Consider the following 11,990-nt stretch of genomic DNA (forward strand, 5'->3'; position numbering starts at 1 on the left):
GGAGTAAATGAATATGGAGAAATCACAAGATAAGCTTTCAGGTAAAGACTGGTTTTTAGCAAGTGTTGCAGGTGTTGCTTCCTACCTGGATGCCGCATTGCTTGTCAGCGCCGGCATTGCTCTAGCAATTTGGTCTGATCATTTTGGCATTAATCCATGGTGGACAGGAGTTATCAGCACAGCGCTAACCCTTTCTGTTGCGATCGGGGCATTGTTTGGCGGCCGTTTATCTGATAAATTTGGCCGGGTCCGTGTCTTTAACATCGATATTCTGCTTGTAGCAATCGGCAGTATTATCATCGCCTTTTCTAATAGTATGCCAATGCTACTCATTGGGTTAATTATCGCAGGACTTGCATCAGGGGCAGATCTGCCAACATCGCTTGCTGTCATTACGGAGCGTGTTTCACCGAAAAATCATGGTAAAGTTATCACTATTACGGAGATGTTTTGGATTCTTGGGATTCTCCTTTCACAAGCACTTGGTTTCTTAACTTCTACCATGGAAATGACAGGGACACGGGTGTTGTTCATTTGGATTGCCTTAATAGCCCTGATTAATTGGGGCATTAGGGTGTTTTCCAAAAAGTTTCGTCAAGTTGAACATGAACTTTACGAACAAAATGCACATGAAAATAATCGCGCTCAACCAGCACAAAAAGTTTCCATCAAAGCGATTTTTGCTTCCAAAAAGTATATGGTGCCGCTCATCTCGATTACTGGTTTTTATCTGTTTTGGAATATCCCAGCAAATACTTGGGGCTCGTTCGTCAATTATTTCCTTGTTACCATTAACGGACGGACCCAATCATATTCAACTGCACTAGGCTTCTTTGCCAACCTTGCTGCAATTGCCGTTCTCTTTTTCATTTATATGAAATTAGCTGATACTAAATATCGATACACAATGATGCATACCGGAATTTTTCTTTGTGTTCTGTCTTTCGTGATTTCTGGAATTTTTGGCGGAACATCATGGATTATTTTCTCTGCCGCTTACTTTATTTACTCTGCTTGTAATAACTTACATGGAGAATCAATTTATAAAATTTGGACCCAATCATTCTATCCGCCAGATTTGCGGGCAAGCGTCACAGGCTTTTCAATTGCTGTTGTCCGTATTTTAACAGCGGCGTGCTCTGTATTTACACCAGTCATTATGAACTACTCACCAGACCTTCTAATGTGGATGCTAGTTGCCTCACTAGTCATCTGCTGGGCATTCGCAGCTGCAACAATAAAATTAGTAAAAAAATATAATATTCACGATCCAGGAATAAGAGAATCTGTAACAAATAAGGATACTGGTCTATCGCAAAGATGACTTATGACATAAGCAGTCCCATGTTTACTAAAAGTGAACATGGGACTGTTTTTTTAAGGAGGCTTTGTTATAAACTTATGTACTAAAGTACATAGTTATTGTACTTTAGTACATTTAATTTTTCGAGAGTTTTCTCTAAAATAAAAAAAGAGATAATTCCTTATAATAAAAGTATTTAACGTATAGAAAGCGGTGTATACATGTCTGTATATAAGCATAATAAATTTTATTCTTTTGCTGATTTTACTCATTTTTTGTTGCTGAATAAAATACCTTTTCTCTTATGGATTTTAATTGTCTTTATTTCAGCAGTAACATTTCAGCATATTCATTCACCATTGCTGTTAAATAGTATAATTGTTGGTGCATTTATGATTGTTCATGTATTACTTTACTGGTATTCAGATGTACTGATTGCTAAAAAAAGGTTAGTGTATTTTATTGGGCAAACAATGATTATTTTTGCGGCGGCCTTTATATTACCTATTGGTTCTATTTCTTTGTTGGTTGGTCTTTTACCATTGTTAATTGCACAAAGTATCATTATTTTTAAAAAGAAAATCCAAGTAGTTATCGTATTTTCTTTGTTGTATTCTCAATATTGTATAGTTATTCTCCTGAATTACGGCAGAGGGGAACTGCTTGAATTTATCTTGATTTTTATTTTCATCCTTATTATTGTTGTATTTTATTACTCCATCTATCACGGTCAAGTAAATGCACGTATTCGGACCCAATATTATTTGACTGAATTAGAGGCAGCACACATTAAATTAGAGGAACTAACTTTGGCTAATGAAAGACAACGAATGGCAAGGGACTTGCACGATACGTTAGCACAAGGTTTAGCTGGATTGATTATGCAACTTGATGCAGCCGATTCTTATTTAGAAAACGGAAATGCTGAAAAATCACAGGAAATTATTCGAAAGTCGATGGATCAAGCTCGTAAAACATTACGGGAGGCGAGAATAGTCATTGATAATTTACGTGAGAACTCGTTAGCTGATATGAACTTTGAGAAGGCTGTAACAGAAGAAATAGAGCGCTTCAAAGAAAACACATTGATTGCAGTAGAGTCTCTCATTAATGTTAAAGTAAATCTTAGTAATTTAATAAAAGAACACAGCCTTTATATTATAAGTGAAGGACTAACCAATATCGCTAAACATTCACATGCAACAAAAGCTGCTGTTACTGTAATAGGTGAAAAAGGCGAAATACTAATAAAAATTGAAGATAATGGGATTGGTTTTGACAATGTTACAAAAGTACAGCGTGGAAGTTACGGCTTGTTAGGCTTGAAGGAGCGAGTGAAGATCATTGGCGGTGAGCTCAGTATAGAAAGTGAATTAGGAAAAGGTACGAAAATAACAGTAAGGTGCAATTTAAACAAAGGAGTAATGAGATGAAGTATAAAGTTCTAATTGTGGATGATCACACTGTTGTTCGTGAAGGGCTTAAAATGATCCTTGAAACGAATGAATCATTTATAGTAGCAGCTGAGGCTGGTAATGGAGAAGAAGCAATCCGGTTAATTGATAAAACCTCCTTTGACGTCATTTTGATGGACTTAAATATGCCGATAATGAGTGGATTAGATACTATCAAAGCGCTTAACGAAAAAGACATAAAGATTCCCATTATTATTTTGACAACATACAATGAGGATGACTTAATGGTACAAGGTCTTGAATTAGGAGCAAAAGGATACTTATTAAAAGATACTGGAAGAGAGGACTTGTTTCGAACGATTGAATCTGCAGCCAGAGGAGAAACACTATTGCAGCCAGAAATAATGCAGAGGCTCTTGAAGTCCCAACATAAACAAAAGAAATCTTCTGATGATAAAAACCGACTAACAGAAAAAGAACTGCTTATCCTGCAGGCAGCTGCTAAAGGGTTTCGAAATAAAGATATAGCTTATGACCTTGGAATAGCAGAAAGAACGGTTAAAGCGCATTTTACTAATATTTTTAATAAGCTTAATGTCACCAACAGGGTGGAAGCTATAAGAGCAGCTATTGATTCTCAGTTAATAAAATTATAATATTGCCCTTTCGTACATAGTGCTTCTGCCCCAATGTACGATTTTTTTTTGCTATTTTTCCTTTAATATAAAGCATGTAAAAGGTGAGCTTTTAAAAAAAGGGAATAGTGAGAGGAGAAAAAAATGGCAAAGTTTTTATATAAATTAGGAAATTGGGCAGGTTCCAACAGCAAAAAAGTCATCTTAATGACTATCATCATTTTAATTGCCTTAGGATTTGCAGCTGTCGGTATTGGAATGTCATTTAAAGATGATCTTGCAATACCTGGAACAGAATCAGAAAAAGCAATGAAGGTGTTGGAGAAGGAGTTTCAGAGTAGTGATAACAGCGGGCAAGTTTATCTTGTTATGAAAGCCCCTAAGAATGAAACACTAGATTCTGAAGAAAACAATAAAGTAATCAAGGAAGTTCTTGAAGAAATAAAAAAAGACAAGACAGTCACAGCGGTGGCAACACCTGCAGAACTAAAAAATATTAATGCTGACAAGCAGATTGGCTATGCCGTAGTAACTTATGATAGACCTGCAGGAAAGGTATCAGACAAGTCGAAAGAACATGTGGAAGATAGTTTGCATATCACAAGGGATGCAGGTATACAAACAGAGCTCGAAGGAACAGTAGAGTTCGATGTAACGAAAGGCGGCGGTTCAGAAACTATTGGAATTATAGCTGCTTATGTAGTATTAGCACTTACCTTTACTTCTTTATTAGTAGCTGGAATGCCTATACTTACTGCCTTGTTTGGTTTAGGTATCGGAATTTTACTAGTTCTTATCGGTACGAATTATTTTAATATCCCTTCTATATCGATGACATTAGGTGCTATGTTAGGTTTAGCAGTCGGAATTGATTACGCTCTGTTTATCATATCCCGTTTTAGACAAGAGATGAAACAAGGCTATTCAGTGAAAGAATCCATTGCTATTGCAAATGGAACAGCAGGAAGCGCAGTAGTATTTGCAGGCGTTACAGTTATTATTGGACTAGTTGGCCTGCTTGTAGTAGGCATCCCATTTATAGGTGTAATGGGGGTAACTTCTGCTGTTGTTGTACTATTTTCAGTTATTATTTCCATCATTGTAGTTCCAGCTCTTTTAGGGATGTTAGGTAAAAAAGCAGGACCATATAGAAAAAATAGACTGCTGCAACTGTTAACAAGAGCTGATAAGAAAAAGGACGTTTCTAATAATAAATGGGGCAGATTTGTTACGAAAAAACCATTAATTACATCCCTCATTGGTATTGCTATTTTAGTATTTATGACGCTACCATTCTTCCATATGGAGCTAGGTTTACCAACTAAGGGAGATAAAACCCTCGATAAAACAGAGCGAAAAGGGTATGATCTCCTTTCAGAAGCATACGGAGAAGGATTCCATGCCTCGTTAGTCGTTATTGCCGAACCACAAGGAGATGCCAAGGAGTTTCAGAATAAGCTTTCTGAAGTAGCGGAAGACATAACAGCATTAAATAATATAGAAAAGGTTTCACTTCCAGTTCCAAACAAATCCGGTAATGTATTTTTGATAAGTGTTTCTCCAAAAACAGGACCAAATGACTCAGATACAAAAAAAGTGGTGCATGATATAAGAGATCTTTCCAAACAGGAAGAAGTAAAGTTAATGGTAACAGGCTCAACAGCTATTAACATTGATATCTCTGAGAAAATAATGAATGCCTTACCGCAATTTGCCGTTTTCATCATTGTTTTCGCTTATTTGCTGCTAATGGTAGTGTTCCGCTCATTACTAATTCCGTTAAAAGCAGTGCTAGGTTTTATTCTTTCTATTGGTGCAGCCTTCGGATTTACCGTATTTGTTGTTCAAGACGGTAATTTGCAAGATTTATTTGGGTTGCCAGGACCAGCAGCTATCCTGTTTTTATTGCCGATTTTAAGCATTGGAATATTATTCGGTTTAGCAATGGATTATGAAGTGTTCTTAGTGAGCAAAATGCGCGAGGTATATACTCATACGGGAGATGCTAAAAAAGCTGTGCTTGCTGGGATGAGAGAAAATGGAGCAGTTGTAACAGCAGCAGGATTAATCATGACATTTGTCTTTTCAGGTTTTATCTTAGCGGAAGATCCAATAATTAAACAAATGGGATTAACTTTAGCATTTGGAGTATTATTTGATGCATTTATAGTTAGGATGACAATTGTTCCAGCTGTGATGACATTAATGGGCAAAGCTTCCTGGTATTTACCGAAATGGTTGGACAAAATTCTTCCTAATATTGATATTGAAGGGGAGACAATATTCAAGGCGGAAGACAAAAAGAAAAAACATTAAAAAGCAGAATCTAAAGCATATAATCCGCTTAATCTAGTAGATTGAGCGGTTTTTCTATATAGTAGGCAGGAGGAGTTAAAGTGTCTCATTTAAAAAAATTTGAAGATTGGTATCTAGATTATAAGCATGACGTATACAAGTATATACTTTCATTTGTAAAGAATCGCCATTCAGCAGAAGACTTAATGCAAGAGACTTTTATAAAAGCTTACGTAAAAGCAGACACATTTAAAGGAGCATCTAACGTAAGGACATGGTTGTTTAGCATTGCTTACCATGTAACAATGGATTACTTTAAAAAGCAGATGTCTATTAATCAGATGGTGTTTAAATATAAATCAGTGATGATGTCGCAAGAAACCTCATCGGATATTAAAAAAAGGGAAAATAAAAAGGAATTATTAGCTTCCATAAGAAAACTAAAGAATTCTTATAGACAGGTGCTTATATTCCGAAAGCTTCAAGGCTATTCTGTTAAAGAAACTGCTAAAGTATTACATTGGTCGGAAAGTAAAGTGAAGGTGACTTTAAGCAGGGCATTACGGAGCTTAAGAAAACAATTAATAATCGATGGGAACTATATGGAAATGCTTTAACATTAATCTTTATATTTACTCCATTATTTTAGTATTTTTGCCCTAGTGTACATGTAAATTTGCCTGGTTGTACGATTTTTTTGGTTTTGATTTCTTTTATAATAAATGTATAGAGGAGGATAACGAACGAGTGGAATAAAATAAGGAGCTGACAAAAATGAAAAATAAACTAGTGTACGGGATTGTATTCAGTGTCTCACTTCTGGCAGGGTTTATTTTATTCTTTGCGGAAAAGAGGTACAGCAAGGAATATAAGAATAACAACAATACGAGTTTATAGTTATCCAACAGTTGGAGCGTACAGAAAGAGAAGTCTGCATTTAACAGACTTCTTTTCATTTTTATAGCACTATTTAATGCTTTCATGATTCTTTTCTTTTTCGATAATATCTTTTACAACATCGTCAATGGTAACATGACTTAAAGCTTTCTCCATTGCTGATTGAGCAATGGTAAAGAGGGGAAGTACTGCGTCTTGTATATTTCTTCCTACAGGACAATCAGGATTTGGATTGTCGTGTATACTAAACAGCTCTTTTTCTTGGACGACATTTACAGCTTTATAAACATCAAGCAAAGTTATCTCAGCTAACTTTTTTGCTGCTTGAGCTCCGGCAATTCCTGGACGGACGTTAATTAAGCCGGCATTTTTAAGCATGCCCATTATCTTTCTGATCACGGCGGGATTTGTATTTACACTGCTTGCTAAAAACTCAGAGGAGTTAACACTTGTTTTATTTATTTCAATAAGAGTCAGTATATGAATACCAACAGCAAAACGACTGCTGATCGACATGTAAAACACCTTCCTAACGATATGTTCCATATTCATGTAATTATTCTGGTTACAAGTATATTATACCTAAAGATCTTAAAAAGTCTCGGGAAAAACAATTTTATATACCTGTTGACAAGTTAGATACATGTAACTTATATTATTACATGTAACAACTATTGTTACAACTGATTATCTGTGAACGAAGTTATTAATGATAAACATAGAAAAAAGTGGAGGAATGGTAATGAATCATTTAGTTATTTATGCACATCCAAACGAAGAAAGCTTTAACCATGCTATTCTCGGTACGGTCGTCGAGTCTTTACAAGAGAAAGGTCATGAAGTTATGGTTAGGGATTTATATGCAATTGGGATAGACCCGGTTTTAAAGTTTGATGGTAAGGGTGAAGTAGATCCAGAAATTAAAAAAGAACAAGAATACATCAGCAAAGCGGATGTTATTACACTCATTTATCCAATCTGGTGGACAGGAATGCCGGCTATTTTAAAAGGATATATTGACAGAGTTTACTCCTACGGATTTGCTTATCAGTACACTACTGATGGTGGTATAGATAAGCTGCTGGCAGGGAAGAAAGGTCTTATTATCAATACTCACGGAACACCGAAGGATATTTATGATTCTATTGGAATGACAGAAGCACTAAAGAAAACCTCTACAACAGGAATATTCGAATTTTGCGGTATCGAAAGTGTTGGTCATTTAACTTTTGGCAGCGTTCCTTCAGTGGATGATTCAACAAGAAAAGGAATGCTTGAAGAAATTAAAAACGAAGTAAACTCATTGTTTTAACTAAGCAAGCAGCCTTTAGGTGGAAGAGTTGTAACTATTAAAATTATAATTAAAGGAGGAGTTTATAATGAAAATTGCAATTATAGGTGCTAGTGGTAAAGCAGGAAATTTAATTTTAAAAGAAGCAGTAGAACGGGGACATGAGGTTACAGCAATTGTAAGAGACGCTGCAAAAATACAAAATCAACAGGTAGCTGTCGTTGAGAATAATGTTTTCAACTTGAAAACAGAAGATATTCAAAAATATGATGTGGTAGTAAATGCTTTTAATTCTGCTCCAGGCCAAGAAATCCAGCATATTGAGGCAGGTCAGGTGCTGATAGAAGCATTAAAAGCTTCCCCAAACACTCGACTAGTTGTAGTAGGTGGAGCAGGAAGCTTATTTGTAGATGAAGCGAAAACGATGCGCGTTCTGGAAACACCTGAATTCCCTAAAGCGTATTATCCAACAGCTTTTAATATGGGAGAAAACTTAAAAGAACTGCAAAATACGAATGATATTAACTGGACATATATTAGTCCTGGAGGCTTCTTTAATCCAGAAGGCAAGCGTACAGGATTCTATCAAAAGGGCGGAGATGTTCTTTTTCTGAACTCTAAAGGTGACAGCTATATCAGCTATGCCGACTATGCAATCGCCGTATTAGATGAAATTGAAAATCCACAACATAAAAACCAACGATTCGCTGTTGTTGGGGAAGCTGAATAAATTTAGATTTGGCCAAAAACCGACCTATATATGGTCGGTTTTTCATTTTAATAAATAAGTTGGAGCAGGACTGCCGCATGTAAATGAAAGAGTTATCTTTCATGTATTTAGCTATCAGAAAGTGGCTACACAAAAATTATATATACTGCTGCTAATTAATTAGGATTTTTTATCCTGATTAATTAGAAACTTCAGTAATGGAGGAGCGAACAAGGTTGTTAATATTATCACAACTACCGTTGACGTGAAATATTCAGGCAGTAACAGGGATTCTTGCAAACCAGTGGCCGCGATTATCAAGGCTACTTCTCCACGTGAAACCATTCCGGCCCCGATTATTAGGGCGGAGTGGTTATTAAAGCCTGTCAGCTTTGCTCCTATAGCTCCTCCTACTAGTTTTGTTAGAACGGCAATGACAGATAGTACTGCAATAAACCCAATCTGACTTCCAATTCCGTTAAATGAGACATTTAACCCGATACTGACAAAGAAAACAGGAACAAAGACAGCGTATGCTACAGGTTCCATTTTTCTTTCAACAGTGTGTTTATAATCTGTTTGAGAAATGGCAATACCTGCAGCGAAAGCGCCAATTATTCCTGCCATTCCAAGTAAATCTGCAAAATACACAAAGGCAAAACAAACAACTAATGCCATAGATATCACAGGTTCTGTAACTTTAAGTTTAGAAAGTATTTGGAGGAATTTAGGTACAATAAAAGCCCCTGCAACTAGTACTCCGATAAAGAAGAGAACCTTTTTGCCTATGAGCAGTCCGATTGAAACTTCTTCTCCAGTCCCAAGAAGGCTAGTCATTACTGCTAAAAGTATAACAACGAGCACATCATCAACAACCGCAGCCCCTAGTATAGTGCTCCCTTCAGGCGAATTTAGACTGTTCATATCTTTTAGAACCTGGACAGTAATGCTAACGGATGTTGCACAAAGCAGCACACCGATAAATAGAGAGTATGTTGTATCCAAGTTAAACAGTTCTCCTATCGAGTACCCTCCGATAAAAGGAAATATAATCCCAACTATAGCAACTGCAAAAGCAGCTTTCCAATTTTTTTTGAGTTGATCTAAGTCAGTCTCTAAACCGGCCAAAAACATAAGCAATAAAACACCAATTTCAGAGAAGTAATGAATAAATTCATTGTTGTCAATCCAGCCAAGCACTGCAGGTCCTAAAATAATTCCGATAATCAATTTACCAAGCACTGATGGCTGTCCTAGTCTTACTGAAATATCTCCTGCAACTTTTGTGGCAAATAAAATTAATAGCAAATATAGAATAAATTCCATTCTTGTAAATGACCTCCCTTTTAACACCTGGAATACAGTGTAATGCTCTAAAAACAAGCTGTCAATACGTGGTTTTAAGAGGTTTTCAGGGTGTTTTGTGATGTGTAAAAAACACGAAAATATAGCTACTCTTATTTTTAATAAAGTGGCAAAATAGGCGATTATGTAGTTTTGAGAAGGTGGTGTATTTTAGCTGAAATTTCACTTGAGAGAAAATATTCGAATAAGGAAATCCAGATACATGTTCAGGTATTTGTCGAAAAATTAAGTGTATTTTCAGTTGACACCATTTGTGCTTTTGGTTTAGCATAAAGTTGCATTAAGGCAAAATAATTTAATTTATTTAACTTTTGTGGCACAAGGTAAAATTATTGCGAACAAGCTAAAGAGGAGGTATATTATGGTTAAAAAAATGTGGGGAAGTATGGCTGTCTTATTTGTTGTGGTTCTTTCGTTAGTAGGTTGCTCAAACGCTGAGCAATCAAAAGGTGCAGATGGGAAAATCCACGTCACTGCAACTACTGGAATGATTAATGACATTGTTAAAAATGTTGGCGGGGACAATGTAGAAACGAATGCATTAATGAAGTCTGGAGTTGATCCTCATCTTTATAAAGCATCACAAGGAGATATAAGTAAGCTGGAGGAAGCGGATATGATTTTTTATAATGGCTTGCATCTTGAAGGGAAGATGATTGATATTTTCGAGAAGATGAGCAAAACAAAGCCAACAATAGCTGTCACAGAAAATATCGGAGAGGAGGAGCTGCTGACGCCAGATGACGAATCAGAAGGAAATGACCCTCACGTCTGGTTTGATGTTTCCCTTTGGATTCAAGCTGCAGAAGCAGTTGAGGAGGAACTAATTGCCTTTGATCCTGACAATGAGGAAGCATACAAAAAGAATGCAGAAGCATATATAGGTGAATTAAAGGAATTGGACGATTATGTGAAAGAACAAATTGCATCCATTCCTGAACAATCTCGGGTTTTAGTAACTGCACATGACGCTTTTGGCTATTTTGGAAAAGCGTACAACATGGAGGTAAAGGGTCTGCAAGGAATCAGTACGGCATCTGAATATGGATCAAAGGATGTAAGTGAGCTGAGAGATTATCTTGTTGAAAATAAAATCAAGGCAGTATTTATAGAATCAAGTGTACCGAAAAAAGCGATTGAGGCTGTTATGGAAGGCGCTAAAGAAAAAGGACATGAAATAGAGATAGGTGGAGAACTGTTCTCAGATGCAATGGGGCAGGAAGGTACGGAGGAAGGAACATATATTGGCATGGTCAGGCATAATGTGGACACGATTGTGAAGGCACTGAAATAGATAAGGGAAAGGGAGAATTCAAATGACATCACCACTAACTGTTCATAAATTAGCAGTAGCTTATCAAAAAAAGCCGGTGCTTGAGGATATTTCGTTTACTATCCCAGAAGGAAAGCTGATTGGAATTATTGGACCAAACGGTGCAGGAAAGTCTACCCTAATAAAAGCGATATTAGAATTAATTCCGTCTCTTTCAGGTGAAGTAGAAATATTCGGTGGAACATATAAGCAGAATCGGAAGAAGGTCGGATATGTTCCCCAAAGAGAATCAGTAGACTGGGATTTTCCGACTAACGCCCTTGATGTCGTTACAATGGGCAGATATGGTCATTTAGGCTGGTTTAAGCGCCCTGGTAAAAAGGATAAACAGTTTGCACTAGAGTGCCTTGATAAAGTGGGCATGTTGCAATATGCTGACAGACAGATCAGCCAGCTTTCAGGAGGTCAGCAGCAACGCGTTTTTTTGGCAAGAGCACTCGCACAAGATGCAAATCTATACTTAATGGATGAACCTTTTGTCGGTGTAGATGCGGCGACAGAAAAGGCAATCATTTCATTATTGATGAACTTGAAAAAACAAGGGAAAACAGTGCTGGTTGTCCATCACGATTTAAATACAGTTAAGGAGTATTTTGATTGGATAATGCTTTTAAATGTGAAATTAATTGGAATTGGTCCAACTGAGCAGCTGTTTACAAAGGAATATTTGCAAAATACATATGGAGGGAGCCTTGCCTTGCTTGAAGGGAATGCCGCTCCCTTCATTATCGGTTAAGGAGGTGTGAG

At 36.6% G+C, this 11,990-nt stretch carries 12 protein-coding genes; 10 read left to right on the top strand and 2 right to left on the bottom strand.

What is annotated here, in order from left to right:
• Positions 1-13: 13 nt before the first annotated feature.
• The 6 genes from LXM54_RS20065 to LXM54_RS28060 all read left to right on the top strand — a co-directional run bounded on the left by LXM54_RS20065 (position 14) and on the right by LXM54_RS28060 (position 6,545).
• On the top strand, positions 14-1,324 hold the full coding sequence (locus LXM54_RS20065; protein ID WP_233317011.1) for an MFS transporter: 1,311 nt from the start codon (positions 14-16) through the stop codon (positions 1,322-1,324).
• 200 nt (positions 1,325-1,524) lie between these two features.
• On the top strand, positions 1,525-2,736 hold the full coding sequence (locus tag LXM54_RS20070) for a sensor histidine kinase (protein WP_233317012.1): 1,212 nt from the start codon (positions 1,525-1,527) through the stop codon (positions 2,734-2,736).
• On the top strand, positions 2,733-3,374 hold the full coding sequence (locus LXM54_RS20075; protein ID WP_233317013.1) for a response regulator: 642 nt from the start codon (positions 2,733-2,735) through the stop codon (positions 3,372-3,374). The genes LXM54_RS20070 and LXM54_RS20075 overlap by 4 nt, the downstream gene beginning before the upstream one ends.
• Before the next feature lie 123 nt (positions 3,375-3,497).
• Positions 3,498-5,669, top strand: a complete 2,172-nt coding sequence (locus tag LXM54_RS20080; RefSeq protein ID WP_233317014.1) for an MMPL family transporter — start codon at positions 3,498-3,500, stop codon at positions 5,667-5,669.
• Positions 5,670-5,749: 80 nt separating this feature from the next.
• A complete protein-coding gene (locus LXM54_RS20085) occupies positions 5,750-6,265 on the top strand; it encodes an RNA polymerase sigma factor (protein ID WP_233317015.1) in 516 nt (171 codons plus the stop codon).
• Between the two features lie 157 nt (positions 6,266-6,422).
• Positions 6,423-6,545 carry a hypothetical protein gene (locus LXM54_RS28060; protein ID WP_267913447.1) on the top strand — a complete coding sequence of 41 codons (123 nt, stop codon included), beginning with the start codon at positions 6,423-6,425 and terminating at the stop codon, positions 6,543-6,545.
• Between the two features lie 69 nt (positions 6,546-6,614).
• On the opposite strand, the gene LXM54_RS20090 is transcribed toward LXM54_RS28060, so the two are convergent.
• Positions 6,615-7,061 (bottom strand): Rrf2 family transcriptional regulator, encoded by a 447-nt coding sequence (locus LXM54_RS20090; RefSeq protein ID WP_233317016.1) that lies wholly within the window; start codon positions 7,059-7,061, stop codon positions 6,615-6,617.
• Between the two features lie 226 nt (positions 7,062-7,287).
• On the opposite strand from LXM54_RS20090, the gene LXM54_RS20095 reads away from it, so the two are divergent.
• Together LXM54_RS20095 and LXM54_RS20100 are read left to right on the top strand one after the other, a co-directional pair.
• Positions 7,288-7,857, top strand: coding sequence for an NAD(P)H-dependent oxidoreductase (locus LXM54_RS20095; RefSeq protein ID WP_233317017.1), 570 nt, complete (start codon positions 7,288-7,290; stop codon positions 7,855-7,857).
• Between the two features lie 67 nt (positions 7,858-7,924).
• Positions 7,925-8,566, top strand: coding sequence for an NAD(P)-dependent oxidoreductase (locus tag LXM54_RS20100; protein WP_233317018.1), 642 nt, complete (start codon positions 7,925-7,927; stop codon positions 8,564-8,566).
• A 159-nt stretch (positions 8,567-8,725) separates the two neighbouring features.
• Here the strand turns inward: LXM54_RS20100 and LXM54_RS20105 are convergent, their stop codons facing one another.
• Positions 8,726-9,871: a cation:proton antiporter gene (locus LXM54_RS20105; RefSeq protein WP_233317019.1), complete on the bottom strand. Its 1,146-nt coding sequence runs from the start codon at positions 9,869-9,871 to the stop codon at positions 8,726-8,728.
• A 400-nt stretch (positions 9,872-10,271) separates the two neighbouring features.
• Here LXM54_RS20105 and LXM54_RS20110 point away from each other — a divergent pair, with 400 nt between their 5' ends.
• Together LXM54_RS20110 and LXM54_RS20115 are read left to right on the top strand one after the other, a co-directional pair.
• Positions 10,272-11,204 (top strand): metal ABC transporter solute-binding protein, Zn/Mn family, encoded by a 933-nt coding sequence (locus LXM54_RS20110; RefSeq protein WP_233317020.1) that lies wholly within the window; start codon positions 10,272-10,274, stop codon positions 11,202-11,204.
• A gap of 22 nt (positions 11,205-11,226) precedes the next feature.
• The gene (locus LXM54_RS20115) at positions 11,227-11,979 is read left to right on the top strand and encodes a metal ABC transporter ATP-binding protein (protein ID WP_233317021.1); all 753 of its coding nucleotides are present in this window, start codon (positions 11,227-11,229) and stop codon (positions 11,977-11,979) included.
• Positions 11,980-11,990 lie beyond the last annotated feature (11 nt).

This window comes from Bacillus sp. Au-Bac7, assembly GCF_021341655.1.
Classification (GTDB): Bacteria; Bacillota; Bacilli; order Bacillales; family Cytobacillaceae; genus Niallia.